Genomic DNA, 16,917 nt, shown 5'->3' with positions numbered 1-16,917 from the left:
ATCGGCCTATTTGTCCGACTCTGCAAGGCTGCTGCGCAAATTTTTGATGAGTGTGCGCACTTGAGCACGGGTGTCCGCCAGACTGGTACCGGTATCGATGACAAAGTCTGCACGCTTGCGCTTTTCGGCGTCGGGCATTTGCAATGACAATATATGTTCGAACTTCTCGATGGTCATCCCGTCACGCGCCAAAGCACGGCGGCGCTGCTGGTCTGCAGGGGCCGAAACGACGATAATCTTGTCGACCCCAGCATGGCCACCTTTCTCGAACAGCAGGGGTACATCAAATAGGATCATCGGCGCCTCTTTGTGTGTTTCGAGGAAATCGGCACGCATTTTGCCAACCGCTGGATGAATGATCGCTTCGAGCCGCGCGAGCTTTTCCTTGTCACCCAGCACCTGCGGGCCGAGTTTCAACCTGTCGACCCCTTGAGGACCAGTTGTGCCGGGAAAGACCGTTTCGATTTCATCCACCAGCGCACCGCCCGGCCCCTGCAGTTTGTGTACAGCAGCATCGGCATCGAAATGCGGGATGTCATCATCGACAAACATTTGGGAAACCGTCGACTTTCCCATCGCAATCGATCCGGTTAGTCCAAGAATCAAGGGACGCTTGATGGTGTCCGTCATTTGAGCAGAAGTCCCCGCAGTTCATCTTCGCAATCTGCCGGCGGTGCCTGTCCAAAGAAAAGTTCAAAGGCAAAAGCTGCCTGGCCGATCAGCATATCAAGCCCGTCTATGGTATCGAGCCCCTGTGCTCGCGCCGCTGCTAGCAAACGGGTTTCAAGCGGCGTATAGACAATATCATAAACGATAGCATCGTCAGGTAGTGGCGACAGGTCGATTTCGAGCGGCGGCTGCCCCACCATCCCGAGCGGACTTGAATTCACCAAAAGCTCCGCAGGCGGCAGGGGTGCAGTCATCGGCAACACCTTGCCCTTAAGGCCAAAATGGCTGAGCAAAGCAGCTGCCTTTAATGGGCTGCGTGCCAGTAGTGTTACCGTTCCGATATCGGCTTGGGCCAGAGCGAATAATATTGCCCGTGCTGCACCACCCGCGCCGATGACAATCGCATCGCGCCCTGCCCATTCATCTTCGGAAATCGGCGCAAAGAAGCCAGCAGCGTCCGTGTTGGTTCCAACCAGATTATTCGAGCCATCGCGGAAGACGGTGTTGATCGCACCGATCGAATCGCGCACACAGCCCGGGTCGGCCACATGATCGAGTGCGGCAATCTTGTGTGGAATAGTGATGTTGCACCCGCGCCAAGCTTCATCCTCGCGCCGCTCGGCAAAATAGCTGGCAAGGGCATCTGCGGTAACATGATACGCATGATATTCGGCGACGATGCCCAACTTTTTCAGCCAGAATCCATGAATCAAAGGCGATTTGCTGTGCTTTATCGGGTCACCGATGACTTCGGCATATGGCGTCATGACGCGATTTCCTTTCGTTCGCGCAAAAAGGCAAGCAGCGGCAGCAAGGGCAGGCCCATGATGTCGAAATGATCGCCCTCAATCCTGCTGAACAACTGCGCGCCTTCATTTTCGATCTGGTAACACCCGACGCAATAGCGGATCGCATCCCAGTTTCGATCTACATAGTCATCAATGAAGGCAGAGCTCAGCGGGCGGACAGACATCCGGACAATCCCGACATGCCGCCACAACGGCGCACCGCCCTTTGCGATCACTGCAGCGCTAAACAGACGGTGGTGCGAACCCGACATAAGTGCCAATTGCGCCTTCGCTGTTTCCGGTGAATCCGGCTTGTCGAGCATTGTACCATCGTCGAACGCCAACATCTGGTCGGCTCCGATCACCAATGCTTCCGGAAATTTCAACGACAGCTTCACCGCCTTGGCCTCGGCCAGGGCGTCAGCCATGTCTCTTGGGCTAACGGCCTCGGACAACAAGGCTTGTTTTAAGGCGTCTTCATCGATCCTTGGCGGTATGGCGTCAAAAGAGAGACCTGCTTTTTCCAGTATCAGTTTGCGCGCACTGCTGGTTGAGGCGAGGATCAGACGGGTCAAGCGTCATCGCCCTTCAGCACCGCGTCTTGCTGCTGACGCTCATTGTAGAGGTTGATGATGGCAGCGGCACTTTCCTCAATCGACCGACGCGTGACATCAATGACCGGCCAACCATTGTCGGCAAAAATACGCCGGGCGTATGCGATTTCGGCTTTGACCTTTTCTTCGTCGACATAGTCAGTGTCGGGTGCCTGGTTCAGAGTCAGAAGCCGGTTGCGGCGGACTTGGACTAATCGGTCCACACCTGTCACCAAGCCAACTACAAAGGGGTGTTTCAAACTATAGAGCGCCGCTGGCGGCGGGGATTCAGGCACCAACGGGATGTTCGCCGTTTTGTAGCCGCGGTTAGCAAGATAGATGCTCGTCGGCGTCTTAGAAGTGCGCGAGACCCCGGCGAGAAGTATATCCGCTTCTTCCCAATTATGGTGATTAAGGCCGTCATCATGTGCAATCGTGAACTGGATCGCTTCGACCCGGGCAAAATAGGCGGCATCGAGCGCATGCTGTCGCCCCGGGCGGGCCTTTGCCTGTTGTCCCAATATGCCGGATAGCGCATCTGACACTGCGTCGAGCGCCGCGACTGCGGGTAAGCCCAGTGCCCTGCAGCGATCTTCCAGTTTCTGCCGCATCGCCAGATTGACCAACGTAAACAGCACCAGCCCCGGATTTGCAGCAACATCCACGAGGATGCGATCGAGATGCGCTTCGGACCTCACCATCGGCCAGAAATGCTTGACCACGTCTACCTCGTCAAACTGCGCCAGCGCCGCTTTGGCAATGTTTTCCAGCGTCTCACCGGTGGAATCCGAAAGCAGATGGAGATGGATGCGGTTTTGCAAAATCAGGTCCTTCACGCACAGCTTTGTGGGCTGCTTGGGGATAAATCAAGGGATGAAAATGGGGACTTCTTTTATGCCGCTTCCGTCCTGACTCTCTATCGGATTCGGGCACAGTTCATCCACAGCCGGAAAGCCCATTCCACAGCCTGTGAATAACGGGGACAGCGAATCCCGAATCGTCAGGATTCAAGCAGGCTACAGAGTCAATATGTTGGCAAAAGATAGATATGTGCCTAAGGGCCACACTTGCCCACAGCGCATCATATTTCATCATCCTTATATCTATATTTGTTTATTGGATTCTTGCATGGCGACCGAATTGCCCAATCGAAAACTGCTTGCCGTATTGCGAGGTCAAAAGCTCGACGTGCCGCCAGTCTGGCTCATGCGCCAAGCCGGACGCTACCTTCCCGAGTATCGCGAGTTGCGTGCGCAGAAGGGCGGATTCCTCAAACTCGCTTATGATAGCGACGCGGCGTGCGAGATCACATTACAGCCGATCCGCCGTTTCGGTTTTGATGGGGCGATCCTGTTTTCCGATATCCTTGTCGTCCCGCACGCGATGGGTCAGGATCTTTGGTTTGAGACTGGTGAGGGCCCGCGTCTTGCACCCAAGCTGTCTGAAAATGACTGGCACGATTTCACCCCTGCGCCAGAACGGTTGGAGCCGGTTTATGAGACGGTACGGAAGGTTCGGGCTGCCCTACCAGCCGAAACCACCTTCCTCGGCTTTGCCGGAAGCCCCTGGACCGTTGCGACCTATATGGTGGCGGGGCAGGGCAGCAAGGACCATGCAGAAACGCGTGCGCTCGCCTATTCGGATCCGGTGAAGTTCGGCGAACTGATTGACGCCATAACAGCAACCACCATTGATTATCTGTCAAAGCAGATCGAGGCAGGCGTTGATGCGGTGCAGTTGTTTGATAGCTGGGCAGGTTCGCTGAGCCCGGCGCAGTTCGAACGCTGGGTGATAGCGCCTAATGCGGCGATTGTCTCGGCTTTGCGCGAACGGCATTCGGATACGCCAATTATCGGTTTTCCAAAAGGTGCCGGTGCCAAGTTGGTGGCTTATGCCCGCGAAGTCCGGCCTGATTCTATTGGGCTAGACGAAACCATCGACCCTGTCTGGGCCAATGCGTCGCTGCCCGAAGGCCTGCCGGTGCAAGGCAATCTCGATCCGCTGGCATTGATAGCTGCTGGTGAGGCACTGGAAAGCGCTGTCGCCCGGATTTTGGCTGCTTTCGAAAACCGCCCGCATATTTTCAACCTCGGCCATGGCATTTTGCAACACACGCCCATTGCGCATGTTGAAAAGCTGCTTAACTTGGTCCGCGGGGGATAACCAAGGCGGATTCCCGAATGACGGAAACCATCGCATTGCTCTATTTCTGGCTCAAATCGGCGCATATCATCTTCGTCATCTTCTGGATGGCCGGGCTGTTCATGTTGCCCCGTTTCTTCGTCTATCATCAGGAAAGCCCAGAAGGGTCGGACGAAGCGGCGCGCTGGGTTGAGCGTGAGAGGCGGCTGGTGCGGATCATCCTCAACCCGTCAATGGTGATCGTCTGGGTCGTCGGCCTGTTGCTCGCCTGGCATATTTCAGCGCTCAGCGAAGGCTGGTTCCACGCCAAGCTGCTCGCGGTACTGGGACTGTCGGCCTATCATGGCTGGATGATAGGTTACGCAAAGAAACTGGCTGCGGGAGAGCGCCCGATTGAGGGCAAGAAATTGCGCATCCTCAACGAAGTGCCGGGGATCGCTGCAGCGATTATCGTGATATTGGTGGTGGCCAAGCCATTCTGACCGCCATTGACTATTTGTCTTCAAAAGCCTAATCAAGGGCCAAGCCCGTCCTGGGCGTGAGGCGCATTCCTCTTTTCAACGACAGCGCCATCGACCTTTTCCTATCCAGCTGGCAGCTCTTTACGCCGGCCATCTATTTTCCAGCGGAACACGCACATGCATTTAAAAGACCTCAAGAATAAGAAACCCGCAGAACTCGTCTCGATGGCCGAAGAGCTTGAGATTGAGGGCGCCTCGACGCTGCGCAAGCAGGACCTGATGTTCGCCATTCTCAAAGAAATGGCGGAAGATGGCGAGCAGATCATTGGCGAGGGAACAATAGAGGTCCTCCCTGATAGTTTCGGTTTCCTGCGTTCGCCCGAAGCCAATTATCTTGCCGGTCCCGACGATATCTATGTCTCGCCCAATATGGTCCGCCAATATGGTTTGCGCACCGGCGACACCGTCGAAGGCGAAATCCGCGCGCCCAAGGATGGCGAGCGCTATTTTGCACTTACCAAGGTGCTCAAGGTCAATTTCGAAGACCCTGATGCCGTCCGCCACCGCGTCAATTTTGATAACCTGACCCCGCTTTACCCTGACCAAAAGCTGACGCTCGACGCCACTGACCCGACGGTCAAGGACAAGTCGGCGCGGGTGATCGACATCATTAGTCCGCAGGGCAAGGGCCAGCGCGCACTGATCGTTGCGCCACCGCGGACTGGTAAAACCGTGCTGCTGCAGAATATCGCCAAGGCGATCACTGACAACCATCCCGAAGTTTTCCTGATCGTGCTTTTGATCGACGAGCGCCCGGAAGAAGTTACCGACATGCAGCGCAGCGTGAAGGGCGAAGTCGTCAGTTCGACTTTTGACGAACCTGCGACCCGCCACGTGCAAGTCGCTGAGATGGTGATCGAAAAGGCGAAACGCCTGGTCGAGCACAAGCATGACGTCGTCATCCTGCTTGACTCGATCACCCGCCTCGGCCGCGCCTACAACACCGTCGTGCCTTCGTCGGGCAAGGTGCTGACCGGCGGTGTCGACGCCAACGCATTGCAGCGTCCGAAGCGCTTCTTTGGTGCCGCGCGTAATATCGAAGAGGGTGGTTCACTCTCGATCATTGCCACCGCGCTGATCGATACCGGTAGCCGCATGGATGAAGTGATCTTCGAAGAATTCAAGGGCACGGGCAACTCCGAAATCGTCCTTGACCGCAAGGTTGCCGACAAGCGCATCTTTCCGGCACTCGATGTCGGCAAATCGGGCACCCGTAAGGAAGAGCTGCTGGTCGAGAAGGACAAGCTCACCAAAATGTGGGTCCTGCGCCGCATCCTCATGCAGATGGGCACCGTCGATGCGATGGAATTCCTGCTCGACAAGATGAAAGATTCGAAGACCAACGAGGACTTCTTCGATTCGATGAACCAGTAAGACTGGACTGCGCATGGTAATTGAACATGCGTTGTTGCAGGTCCGGCTGGGAGAGGAAGCGGCGTTTGAAGCGGCGATGGCGGAGGCCAGGCCGCTGATAGCCGCTTCTCCGGGCTTTCACGGAATTGAGGTCAGGCCTGCGACTGAAAAGCCCGGGCTGTACCTGCTTCTGGTACGCTGGGATTCGATTGCCGACCATCGCGACGGCTTCCGCAAATCTGACCGTTATCAGCAATGGCGGGCCTTGCTCCATTGCTTCTATGACCCTATGCCAAGCGTCGACTATTTTGAGGATCCGTTGTGATTGAATTGTTTTTTGCCAGCGCCGCTGCTGTCCCTTCGCTGGGTGGACCTGCCGAAATATGGGCGGCGATCGTCAAGGACTTTTCGAACATAGGTTCGCCCTCGGCATTGACCGCATTCCTGCAGGTGTTGATGATCGACATCGTGCTTGCGGGGGACAATGCCATCGTCGTCGGTGCACTTGCCGCCGGCTTGCCCGCGGACCAGCGCAAGAAAGTGATCGCCATCGGTGTGATTGCGGCATTGGTTCTGCGCGTTGCCTTTGCCCTGATGGTCACATGGCTGCTGGGAATCGTCGGGCTGATCTTTGCGGGCGGCGTGTTGCTGCTCTGGGTGGCTTGGCGCATGTATCGCGATATTGGTGCCGATCATGGCACCGACTCCCCCGGTTCTCCCGAAATAGCGGGTGACGAGGATTCGGGTATCAAGCCGGCCAAAAGCTTTGTCGGTGCCGCATGGGCTGTAGCCATAGCAGACGTGTCGATGAGTCTCGACAATGTGCTTGCGGTTGCGGGTGCGGCAAAGGATCATCCGGGCATCATGATCGTCGGCCTCGTCTTCGCGGTCGCCTTGATGGGGATTGCTGCCAATATCATCGCCAAATATATTGAACGCTATCGCTGGATCGCGTGGATTGGTCTTGCGGTTATCGTCTATGTCGCAATCAAGATGATCTATGATGGCTGGGTAGATCCGCAATTGGGACTAGGCAAGTTTGTCGCCCCATTTATTGGCGGCTAAGATACCTGTCATGGTTAATCCCTGGACCGAACAACCGGTGCTGGAGGGCAGCCATGTCATACTGCGTCCGATGATCCGTGCTGACGGGCCCGCAATTGTTGAAGCGGCGAGTGATGGCAAGCTGTGGGAGTTGTTCTACACAATTGTCCCTGGTCCAGACTCGATTGAAGCCTATCTCGACAACGCCGAACGTGATCAGGGCTGGGGACGGAGCATGCCCTTTGCGGTGATTGATAAGGCGTCGGGTAAGATCGTAGGCTCCACTCGCTATATGCGGATGAATGCGCCGCATCGCCGACTTGAAATAGGCACCACCTTTTACGCCAGTCGGGCGCAGCGTACGTCAATAAACAGCGAAGCCAAGCTATTGCTCTTGACGCACGCTTTTGAAGCGATGGATTGTGTTTGCGTGCAGTTTCGCACCGACCATTTCAATTTCGCGTCTCAGCGGGCGATTGAACGACTGGGGGCGAAGCGCGACGGCTTGATCCGCAACCACATGATCCTCGACGGGCGTGTTCGTGATTCGGTGCTTTACTCCATCCTCGCCAACGAATGGGAAGGTGTGAAGCGTAATCTGCTGTTCAGGTTGGGACGCGCATAACCCTCTGAAATCAAAGCAAGGGGGCTTGTCACATGCGTGTTTCCGTTACTTCATTTTTCGCCGCAATAATACTGGTGGTTTCAAATCCCGCCAGCGCATTGGCGCCCGAAGACGGTGGTTTCGCTTATAACTATCCCACCGAATTGTCGGCCCACCCCAAGCTCGTGAATCTGCTCGAAACACGAAAATCTGAACGCAAAGCGCAGTTTCAGGAAGATGTTGATGCACTGAAGGGTGAGCAAGCCGCTAACAATCTCGATTCGCAGGCCGACTGGAAAATCAAATCACAAACCAACCGGCTGATTGTGCTGGTTTCGTCTAACTATGTCTATTCCGGCGGCGCGCATGGCATGTTCTGGAGTGATGCGATCTTGTGGGATAAGGCAAAGCAAGCGGAAGTGTCTTTCCTCGATCTGTTTGCCGACAAGGACGAAGCGAAAAAGCTGATCATGCCGGCCTATTGCGCGATGCTGGATGCAGAACGGCTTGGTATGCGCGGCGAACCGACGCCTAAGGACGATTTGTTCGGAGAATGCGTTGACCCATTCGAGCATGGCATCGCTTATCCGACCAATCTGGGAGCCAACGGCTATTTACGGATAGCCTTTGCCTTACCCCCTTATTCGGCCGGCCCTTATGTCGAAGGTGAGTATGAGTTCGACATTGCCGCACCAAGCTACATCACCGACAAGCTGAAACCCGAATATCAGGATCTGTTCCAGACCTATATGTAAGCTGGCGCACTAGCCCAGATGGTCGGTGAAAAATGCGACTGTGCGTGAATCAGCCAGATTTGCACCAGCTTCGTCGCGGCGATTCCCCATTTCTGCGGCGAAGCCATGATCCAGACCTACATAGTCGTGCAAGATGACTTTGGGGTGGCCATCCAGACCTGCATGGATTGCGGCTTGCGCCTCGGGACCGACGAAATGGTCGGCGGTCGGGATATGCAGCATCAACGGATTGGCAATCGCATGGCTTTCATTGAGCATAGCGTCGATCATGACGCCATAATAGCCGACTGAGGCTGAAATGTCGGTGCGTGCTGCCGCCATGTACGCGAGACGTCCACCCAGACAATAACCGACACAACCAACTTTTCCGACAGCTGGAGCGCCCAACTCGCCCCGGCGGATAGCGTGGATGGCGGCTTCGATATCCTTGACCCCGTCATTGGGTTCATATTGACCGAAATAGCCAAAGGCTTCCTGTAGCTGGGCTTCGACATCGGGATCAAGTTCGACGCCCGGCGCAAAGCGCCAGAATATGTCAATGGCGACCGCAAGGTATCCGGCATCAGCCCATTTATCACATTTCTGCCGGATGCCCGGGTTCACGCCAAAGATTTCAGGGATCACGATGATGGCAGCCTTGGCTTCACCCGCCGGTTTGGCGACATATGCACCAAATAGGGCATCTTCTTCAAGCGCGCGGATCTTTGTCATTTCGCCCATCATCACATCTCCTGAAATCAAAAAATTGCCCCTTTTGCTTATGCGACTATAGTGGAACGGACAATCGGGGAATTAGCCCGCAAATGGGGAGGTTGCCATGAAGTTCAATATTGAAGTCGATACCACACCCGAAGAGGTCCGGCGCCTAATGGGGCTGCCTGATCTTTCCGAAGTCCATGAGGTCTATCTTGAAAAGCTGAAAAATGTGGCAGACAAGGGCCTTACGCCAGATATGGTCCAAGGTATGATCCGTAACTGGGTGCCAATGGGCGATCAGAGCATGGACTTTATCAAAAGCCTGATGGGTGGACTGGCTGGCGGCGGGCTGGGCGGCAAGGACAAGAAATAGCCTACTGAAATGGACAGCGCCGATACGATTTTCGCGCTGTCTAGCGGCGCACCCCCTGCGGCCATCGCGGTGGTGCGTATCAGCGGGCCCAAAGCATTTGATGCTATCAAAGCGCTGACAGGGTCACTCCCGCCGCCTCGCAAGGCTTCGCTTCGCAAATTGACCGATCCGAAGGATGGCAGTTTACTCGACCAGGCATTGATCCTCATTTTCCCTGGTCCGGCGACGGCGACTGGTGAGAATTTGGCCGAACTGCATTTGCATGGGGGCCGGGCCGTAGTGCGCGGTGTCGAATCCACACTTGCTGCGATGGCGGGGTTGCGACGAGCGGAGGCTGGCGAGTTTACGCGTCGGGCCTTTGCCAACGGCCGGATCGATCTGAATGAAGCAGAAGGACTCGCAGATCTGTTGGCTGCCGAAACTGAATGGCAGCGGCGCTCGGCCGCCAGAATGGCGGGCGGCGCATTCAGCCGCGCCAGCGAAGGATGGCGCAATGAATTGCTCAGTCTATCGGCCCAGTTGGAAGCGGAGATCGATTTTTCCGATGAAGATGATGTTGGTGAAGAAGATTATCAAAAGATATCAAATGGATGCTTGGCACTTCATGACGCCATAAAGGGGCAACTCAGTCACCCATCGGCGGAGAAGTTGCGTGATGGCTTGCGCGTCGTGCTGGCCGGGCCACCCAATAGTGGCAAGTCGACCTTGCTCAACGCATTGGTGGCGCGTGAGGCTGCAATTGTCTCTGACATTGCAGGGACGACGCGGGATCTGATCGAGATTCCTGTAGCATTTGGGGGTATTCCCTTTCTTTTGACAGACACGGCGGGGCTGAGGGATCAGAGCGGCGATGCAATCGAGTTGATCGGGATTGAACGCGCTGAAGGGGCCATTGCCGACGCCGACATGGTTCTGTGGTTGGGCGACGATGGGGAGGGCCCCAATCATCCACGACTGATCGAGATTGAAGCAAAGATTGATGTGGGAGATCATAATGCGAAGTCGGCAGGGGCTCTTCGGTTGTCTGCGAAAACCGGCGCAGGCGTGTCCGAACTGATCGATCTACTTGTTGAAGCAGGGCGCGAGTTGTTACCACCGCCAGACAGTTTCGCGCTCAACCAGCGGCAACGAAAGCTGCTCAGTGATACAGCCCTATTTCTGCGGCACGCTGCGCACGCCAAAGATCCACTCATCATGGCGGAAGAGTTGCGTCAGGCCAGGCTGGCACTAGACGCGTTGACCGGACGTGCCAGCACCGAAGATATGCTGGATGCACTGTTCGGCCGCTTCTGTATCGGTAAATGACACTTGTTTCACGTGGAACATTTCGAGCGCCTTTGACCCTGGTACCCTCTTCGGCTATGCGCGGGCCATGACAATTCGGTCGGATAGAGACTTTGACGTTCTTGTGGTGGGCGGAGGTCATGCAGGCGTAGAGGCAGCTGCTGCCGCTGCGCGCATGGGTGTGCGGGTCGGGCTGGTCAGTTTTTCTGCAGAAACCATAGGTGCGATGTCGTGCAACCCGGCGATCGGCGGGCTGGGCAAGGGCCATCTTGTTCGTGAGGTTGATGCCTTTGATGGACTGATAGCGCGCGCTGCCGACGATGCGGCGATCCATTATCGGATGCTCAACGCATCAAAGGGTGCGGCTGTTCAGGGCCCGCGAGTGCAGGCCGACCGGAAACTGTTCAAAGCATCGATTCACAGACAAGTGGCTGATACTGAAAATTTGTCGATCATCGAAGGCGAGGCAGCCGCACTCTGCTTTCGAGCGGAGAATGACCGGCGCATTTCAGGTCTCGAGCTGGCGGATGGTACGATTCTCGGCACGCGCGCCGTGATTTTGTGCACGGGAACTTTTCTGGGCGGAACCCTGTTCCGCGGCGAGGAGCGGCTGACTGGTGGTCGCATTGGCGAAGCGTCGGCGTTGAAACTGGCAGAGCAAATACGCGGCGCCGGTTTGCCAATGGCCAGGCTGAAGACCGGGACGCCGCCGCGGCTAGATGGTCGGACTATTGATTGGGCGGCGCTAGAGGAACAGCCTTCCGATGGTGCTGACTGGACGATGTCGTCGATGACAGTCAGGCGCCATGTTCCCCAGCTTTTTTGCGCGATCACGCGCACCAACGGCCAAACCCACGAAATTATTCGAGGTGGCCTCGACCGGTCGCCGCTTTTTGGGGGCGCGATTCAGGGACAGGGTCCACGCTACTGCCCATCGATCGAGGACAAGATCTTCCGCTTTGGTGACCGTGACGGCCACCAGGTATTCCTAGAGCCTGAAGGTCTGGACAGCCATCTGATCTATCCCAACGGGATTTCGACATCGCTTCCGACTGATGTGCAAATGGCTATGGTGCGTTCGATGAAGGGGCTGGAACATGTTGAGATGGCGGTACCCGGCTATGCTGTCGAATATGACTATATCGATCCGCGTGCGCTAGACCGTTCGTTAAAAATTCAAGGATTTGAAGGGCTGTACTGCGCGGGACAAATCAATGGTACGACGGGATATGAAGAGGCGGCTGCGCAGGGGCTGGTAGCTGGAATGGGTGCCGCGAGCTGGATATTGGATCGGGATTTTCCAGCAATCGACAGGTCGAACAGCTATATTGCGGTGATGGTAGATGATCTCGTCTTGCATGGCGTGACCGAACCATATCGCATGCTAACCGCGCGGGCTGAATATCGCCTGCGTCTGCGTGCAGACAACGCAGCTACGCGGCTCACGCCGATCGGCATCGAGTGCGGCGTGATCGGTGATGCCCGCAGGCGGCACTATGACAGCTATGCTTCGGAAAAGGCGCGGTTGGACGGATATTTGCAGCAGAGCGCGTCGGCGGATCAACTGATTGCAGCTGGCATCCATGTAAAGCGTGATTCGGGTAAGTTGACGATGATCGATTGGCTCCGATTCCCCGAGGTGCGGCTGCAGGATTTGATCAAAGTTCCACGTGGAACATCTCTGGACGATAACATAGAGGAAATGTGGTCGGCTGAAATCATTGCCGAAGTCGAACAGGATGGGCGCTATGCACCCTATGTTGACCGGCAAGCTGCGGAATTGCGCGATCTGGCGGCGAATGAACGCATCGGCATACCTGCCACTCTGGATTACAAATCGATTGCCGGGCTTTCGAATGAAATGGTCGAACGCCTGAGTGCTTCCCGGCCTGACACATTAGCTGCTGCCAGCCGAATCCGGGGCGTCACGCCTGCGGCCTTGGCGGCGATCCTTGTTCACGCCAAACGCGCGCAAAGCGCCGACAAGCAGGCTGCATGACCGAAGATGAAGCCAAAGCCTGGCTTGCTGAACAGTTTAATGTTTCACGTGAAACATGGGGCCGCCTCGACGCGTTCGTCACATTCTTGAAAGCCGAGGCCAGCCAGCAGAATTTGATCTCTGCGTCGACCTTAGAGTATATTTGGGCACGACACATTGTTGATAGCGCCCAATTGTTACTCTCGGCACCTGTCCGCTCGGGCAACTGGATCGATCTTGGCTCTGGCGCGGGCTTCCCGGGAATTGTGATTGCCTTGCTGAGCGATTGGCAAGTGACGCTGGTGGAATCGCGCGCAAAGCGAATCGACTATTTAGATCGGGCCATCCGACAGGTCGGGATAGAAGGACGGGCCTCAGTCGCAGGAATGCCGGTCGAACGCGTGGAAACCGTCCAATATGATGTCATTAGTGCCCGCGCCTTCGCACCTTTACCGAAGTTGCTTTCGCTCGCAGAACGATTTTCCACAGATAAGACGATGTGGTTGCTGCCAAAGGGACGAAATGCGGTTAATGAGCTTGAGGAAGCCAGCAAGGCGTGGGATTTGGATTTTTCGGTTCAACCCAGCGTGACCGACCCTGATGCGGGGATATTGGTAGGTTCAGTGCGCGGAACCAGTGCCAAAACGGGGCTGGCAAAAGGACGGCAGAAAAGATGATCCGTATCGCCATTGCAAATCAGAAGGGTGGAGTCGGGAAAACGACGACGGCGATCAACCTTGCAACCGCGCTGGCTGCATGTGGGCGTCGCTGCTTGTTGATCGATCTCGATCCACAGGGCAATGCCTCGACCGGATTGGGCGTGAAGACCGCAGACCGTCAATATAGCAGCTATGATGTGATGATGGGCGATGCGACGCTGGACGAGGCAGTGTCATCGACCATGATACCCGGCCTCGATATTCTGCCCGCTACAGTTGACCTTTCGGGGGCAGAGGTCGAGCTGGTAGAACATACCGATCGCGCGCACAAACTGCAAAAGGCGCTGGCACTTGAAGAGGCGCGCTGGGATGTCTGCCTGATTGACTGCCCGCCGTCGCTGGGGATGTTGACCATCAATGCACTGGTTGCAGCCGATTCCATCCTTGTTCCATTGCAATGCGAATTCTTTGCGCTGGAAGGTTTAAGTCAGCTTTTACAAACAGTTGAACGTATCCAGCAGCGTTTCAATTCCTCATTATCGATTCTTGGTGTTGCGTTGACCATGTATGACCGGCGCAATCGTCTGACCGAGCAAGTTGCCGAAGATGTGCGCAGTTGCCTGAGTGGATTGGTGTTCGAAACCGTCATTCCGCGCAATGTGCGCTTGTCCGAAGCGCCCAGCCATGGTTTGCCCGCCTTGATCTATGATCATCGGTGCACTGGTTCCGAAGCTTATATGAGTCTGGCTCGCGAACTGTTGGCGCGTCTGCCGGCTGAGGAGTTGGCTGCATGAGTGACGGCGAAAAACCTGTGCGCAAGAAAATGGGTCTAGGCCGTGGGCTCGACGCCTTGCTTGGTGAGGTTTCGCTCGATCGAAGCGCGGGTCGCGTAGCGAGCGGTGGCGAGCAGAAGGTAACGCTTGCTGCTGCCGAGGGCGTTTCGTCGATTGCGACGGCCGATATCCACCCCAACCCCTCGCAACCGCGCAGGCATTTTACTGACGAGTCGATTGAGGAACTGGCGCAAAGCCTGAAGCGGCACGGCCTGATTCAACCCATCCTCGTTCGCCCGCATGGCGGGAGCTATCAAATTGTCGCTGGTGAACGGCGCTGGCGCGCGGCGCAACGCGCCCAACTCCACCAAATTAAAGCCATTATTCGCAATCTTTCCGACGAGGAAACGCTTGAGATCGCGCTGATCGAGAATATCCAGCGGCAGGACCTCAATCCGATTGAAGAGGCCGAGGCTTATCGCAAGCTGTGCGAAGATTTCGGGCACAGCCAGAGTGAGTTGGCCGCGATCGTTGAGAAATCGCGCAGCCATGTCGCCAATATGATGCGGCTGCTGGAGTTGCCCTCGCTCGTGCGCGAACTGGTAATAGAGGGCAAGCTGTCCATGGGTCATGCCCGTGCACTTATTGGCGTTGATGATAATGCCCGCCTCGCGGCGCTGGTCGTCAAACAGGGCCTATCGGTTCGCCAGATCGAAGCGCTTGTCCGCAAATCCCGCGTTCAGGACGGCAGCGCCGCAAAGCCCCGCATCAGCCGCGATGGCCCGGCGAACGACGCAGATATCCGCGCGGTCGAGCAGCATCTGGGCGATCTTCTGGGGCTGAAGGTACGCATCGCGCATAAAGGGCCTGGCGGGGCAGGGGCGGTGACCTTTGAATATCGCAGCCTCGATCAACTCGACATGCTTTGCCAAAGGCTTACGGGCGAACAATTCTGAACTTGTTCTGCGGATAGTAAACGGCGTTTTTCAGCCGTTAACCTGTTAAGATATTAAAATATAAAGATTAATACTCGATATGCTTAAATTGCATTAACCAAGCAAAGAAGCATCGTTTTATGATTCGGCTGCCAAAAGCGACAGTGAATGCAGTGGGGCATTCCCGATTTTTATAGTTCGTCGCAAAAGGACCAGATACATGATCAACAAAATGAAGCTTGCGCTTGCTGGCGCAGTTATCGCTACCGGCATGGTTTCGAATGCCGCTTATGCCGCCACTGAGCAGGCTCAGGCTACCGTAGACGTACTCGCTGCCGTCGCCATCACCGTCGACGCGCCGCTGGACTTTGGCGTTGTTGCCGCTTCGGCCGCTGGTGGAACCGTGACCATCGGTGCTGGCGCCGCAGCTACCGCTGTTGGCACGGGCGTCATCGCCATCAGCGGAAGCAGCGCAGGTCGTTTCCATGTTTCGCAGGCAACCAACGGCGAAACCATCGATCTGACCGTTGGCAACCCTAGCTCGCTGACCGGACCCGGCGCACCGATCGCCCTGTCGGGTCTCGGTCTGTCGACCAGCAGCATCGTTTACAGCTCGACCACACCGGAAACCGTTTATGTCGGCGGTACGATCTCGCTGAACCCGAACCAGACCGCTGGTGCTTACACCGGTACGTTCGACGTGACGGCTGAATATCAGTAAGTTCTGATCCGCAGCGTCACGCTGCGGCTGGAATTTGAACGACCCCGGTGGGCCAAGGCCTGCTGGGGTTTTTCTTTGTCCGAGGTCCATCGTTAGCGGCTTGGTAACCATGTCCTGTTAGTCCGTTATGGAGCGAAATTTGCGTTTCCGCGCCATATCGGACCATTTGGACAGGGTTAAACATATGAAGTTTTGGTGGAAAACCATCACGTTGATTGCCGGAAGTATCGGGCTGTTTTCGGTCTCGACATCTCCAGCAAGTGCACAGGGCGACCTTTTGGTCGCGCCGACACGCGTTATCCTTGATGGAAAGCGCGGAACCCAGGTGATCCTGAACAATATCGGTGCGGAAGAAACCACCTATCGTATCTCGCTGGAAATCAAGCGGATGAATGCCGACGGTCGGTTGGAAGATATCGATCCTGCGGGGACGACCGATGCTGAAAAAGCAGCGCTGAATTTGGTCCGCTACGCGCCGCGCCGGGTGACACTGCCGCCCAACCAGCCGCAGTCGATCCGTATCGGCCTCAACCCGGCCGACACGCTGCCCGACGGCGAGTATCGCGTCCATATGCTGTTCCGTTCGATTCCCAAATCGACGCCGGTGACGCAGGAAGCCCAGCCGGAAGGCCTTAAGATCCAGTTGGTGCCGCTATACGGCATCACCATTCCTATCATCGTGCGCAAGGGTGAACTTTCAGCGACTGCTGCCTTGGCCAACGCCCGGCTGGACCGCGACGAGGACGGCCCGGTGCTCGCATTGGATGCTACACGAAAAGGTAGCCGTTCGGTCTATGGCGAGTTTCGCGTCAGCAAGCCCGGCCAGTCCAAGCCGATCATCGTGCAAAAGGGCATCGCTATCTATCCTGAGATTGAAAAGCGCAAAGTCGAGCTTCCATTAAACGAAGAAGAGGCTGCAGTCATCCGAGGCGGAGAGATTGTAATCTCTTATCATGACACGCCCGAAAATGGCGGAGGCCTGATCACCGAATTGCGGACCGTGGTGCGCTGATCCGTCGGGATTGACCC

General features: G+C 56.2%; 20 protein-coding genes. 15 read left to right on the top strand and 5 right to left on the bottom strand.

Going from position 1 to position 16,917, the window contains the following annotated elements; all coding sequences use genetic code 11:
• Window positions 1-6: 6 nt before the first annotated feature.
• From coaE to DXH95_RS11085, 4 genes are read right to left on the bottom strand one after another with little or no spacing between them, the layout of a single operon-like run.
• Window positions 7-630 carry a dephospho-CoA kinase gene (gene coaE / locus DXH95_RS11100; protein WP_115549617.1) on the bottom strand — a complete coding sequence of 208 codons (624 nt, stop codon included), beginning with the start codon at window positions 628-630 and terminating at the stop codon, window positions 7-9.
• Entirely contained in the window at window positions 627-1,436 is an 810-nt protein-coding gene (locus tag DXH95_RS11095) for a shikimate dehydrogenase family protein (protein WP_115549616.1), read from the bottom strand. The genes coaE and DXH95_RS11095 overlap by 4 nt, the downstream gene beginning before the upstream one ends.
• The gene (locus tag DXH95_RS11090; protein ID WP_115549615.1) at window positions 1,433-2,032 is read right to left on the bottom strand and encodes a Maf family protein; all 600 of its coding nucleotides are present in this window, start codon (window positions 2,030-2,032) and stop codon (window positions 1,433-1,435) included. Before DXH95_RS11090 ends, DXH95_RS11095 begins: the two co-directional genes overlap by 4 nt.
• A complete protein-coding gene (locus DXH95_RS11085) occupies window positions 2,029-2,886 on the bottom strand; it encodes a pyruvate, water dikinase regulatory protein (protein ID WP_420822291.1) in 858 nt (285 codons plus the stop codon). The genes DXH95_RS11090 and DXH95_RS11085 overlap by 4 nt, the downstream gene beginning before the upstream one ends.
• 292 nt (window positions 2,887-3,178) lie before the next feature.
• Between DXH95_RS11085 and hemE the strand changes: the two genes are divergently transcribed.
• The 7 genes from hemE to DXH95_RS11050 all read left to right on the top strand — a co-directional run bounded on the left by hemE (window position 3,179) and on the right by DXH95_RS11050 (window position 8,469).
• Window positions 3,179-4,213: a uroporphyrinogen decarboxylase gene (hemE, locus tag DXH95_RS11080; RefSeq protein ID WP_115549614.1), complete on the top strand. Its 1,035-nt coding sequence runs from the start codon at window positions 3,179-3,181 to the stop codon at window positions 4,211-4,213.
• A 17-nt stretch (window positions 4,214-4,230) separates the two neighbouring features.
• Window positions 4,231-4,674 carry a CopD family protein gene (locus DXH95_RS11075; protein WP_115549613.1) on the top strand — a complete coding sequence of 148 codons (444 nt, stop codon included), beginning with the start codon at window positions 4,231-4,233 and terminating at the stop codon, window positions 4,672-4,674.
• A 156-nt stretch (window positions 4,675-4,830) separates the two neighbouring features.
• On the top strand, window positions 4,831-6,087 hold the full coding sequence (gene rho, locus DXH95_RS11070; protein ID WP_115549612.1) for a transcription termination factor Rho: 1,257 nt from the start codon (window positions 4,831-4,833) through the stop codon (window positions 6,085-6,087).
• Between the two features lie 13 nt (window positions 6,088-6,100).
• On the top strand, window positions 6,101-6,391 hold the full coding sequence (locus tag DXH95_RS11065) for an antibiotic biosynthesis monooxygenase family protein (protein WP_115549611.1): 291 nt from the start codon (window positions 6,101-6,103) through the stop codon (window positions 6,389-6,391).
• Window positions 6,388-7,131, top strand: coding sequence for a TerC family protein (locus tag DXH95_RS11060; RefSeq protein WP_115549610.1), 744 nt, complete (start codon window positions 6,388-6,390; stop codon window positions 7,129-7,131). Before DXH95_RS11065 ends, DXH95_RS11060 begins: the two co-directional genes overlap by 4 nt.
• A gap of 10 nt (window positions 7,132-7,141) precedes the next feature.
• A complete protein-coding gene (locus DXH95_RS11055; RefSeq protein ID WP_115549609.1) occupies window positions 7,142-7,735 on the top strand; it encodes a GNAT family N-acetyltransferase in 594 nt (197 codons plus the stop codon).
• 32 nt (window positions 7,736-7,767) lie between these two features.
• The gene (locus DXH95_RS11050; RefSeq protein ID WP_115549608.1) at window positions 7,768-8,469 is read left to right on the top strand and encodes a DUF3298 and DUF4163 domain-containing protein; all 702 of its coding nucleotides are present in this window, start codon (window positions 7,768-7,770) and stop codon (window positions 8,467-8,469) included.
• A gap of 9 nt (window positions 8,470-8,478) precedes the next feature.
• On the opposite strand, the gene DXH95_RS11045 is transcribed toward DXH95_RS11050, so the two are convergent.
• Complete coding sequence (locus tag DXH95_RS11045) at window positions 8,479-9,189, bottom strand: dienelactone hydrolase family protein (RefSeq protein ID WP_115550143.1); 711 nt, start codon at window positions 9,187-9,189, stop codon at window positions 8,479-8,481.
• Window positions 9,190-9,286: 97 nt separating this feature from the next.
• Between DXH95_RS11045 and DXH95_RS11040 the strand changes: the two genes are divergently transcribed.
• From DXH95_RS11040 to DXH95_RS11005, 8 genes are all read left to right on the top strand, one after another.
• Window positions 9,287-9,538 (top strand): DUF6489 family protein, encoded by a 252-nt coding sequence (locus DXH95_RS11040; RefSeq protein WP_115549607.1) that lies wholly within the window; start codon window positions 9,287-9,289, stop codon window positions 9,536-9,538.
• A gap of 9 nt (window positions 9,539-9,547) precedes the next feature.
• The gene (gene mnmE, locus DXH95_RS11035; RefSeq protein WP_115549606.1) at window positions 9,548-10,843 is read left to right on the top strand and encodes a tRNA uridine-5-carboxymethylaminomethyl(34) synthesis GTPase MnmE; all 1,296 of its coding nucleotides are present in this window, start codon (window positions 9,548-9,550) and stop codon (window positions 10,841-10,843) included.
• 67 nt (window positions 10,844-10,910) lie between these two features.
• Window positions 10,911-12,821 (top strand): tRNA uridine-5-carboxymethylaminomethyl(34) synthesis enzyme MnmG, encoded by a 1,911-nt coding sequence (gene mnmG / locus DXH95_RS11030; protein WP_115549605.1) that lies wholly within the window; start codon window positions 10,911-10,913, stop codon window positions 12,819-12,821.
• Window positions 12,818-13,477, top strand: coding sequence for a 16S rRNA (guanine(527)-N(7))-methyltransferase RsmG (gene rsmG / locus DXH95_RS11025; protein WP_115549604.1), 660 nt, complete (start codon window positions 12,818-12,820; stop codon window positions 13,475-13,477). Before mnmG ends, rsmG begins: the two co-directional genes overlap by 4 nt.
• Window positions 13,474-14,253 (top strand): ParA family protein, encoded by a 780-nt coding sequence (locus DXH95_RS11020; RefSeq protein WP_115549603.1) that lies wholly within the window; start codon window positions 13,474-13,476, stop codon window positions 14,251-14,253. The genes rsmG and DXH95_RS11020 overlap by 4 nt, the downstream gene beginning before the upstream one ends.
• A complete protein-coding gene (locus DXH95_RS11015) occupies window positions 14,250-15,188 on the top strand; it encodes a ParB/RepB/Spo0J family partition protein (protein WP_115549602.1) in 939 nt (312 codons plus the stop codon). The genes DXH95_RS11020 and DXH95_RS11015 overlap by 4 nt, the downstream gene beginning before the upstream one ends.
• 199 nt (window positions 15,189-15,387) lie before the next feature.
• On the top strand, window positions 15,388-15,888 hold the full coding sequence (locus DXH95_RS11010) for a DUF4402 domain-containing protein (protein ID WP_115549601.1): 501 nt from the start codon (window positions 15,388-15,390) through the stop codon (window positions 15,886-15,888).
• A 184-nt stretch (window positions 15,889-16,072) separates the two neighbouring features.
• Complete coding sequence (locus tag DXH95_RS11005; RefSeq protein ID WP_181883653.1) at window positions 16,073-16,900, top strand: fimbrial biogenesis chaperone; 828 nt, start codon at window positions 16,073-16,075, stop codon at window positions 16,898-16,900.
• The last annotated feature ends 17 nt before the right edge of the window (window positions 16,901-16,917 follow it).

The organism is Sphingorhabdus pulchriflava, assembly GCF_003367235.1.
GTDB lineage: Bacteria > Pseudomonadota > Alphaproteobacteria > Sphingomonadales > Sphingomonadaceae > Sphingorhabdus_B > Sphingorhabdus_B pulchriflava.
Note: the sequence above shows the minus strand (reverse complement) of the source record. Positions and strands in the feature narration are given on the sequence as shown.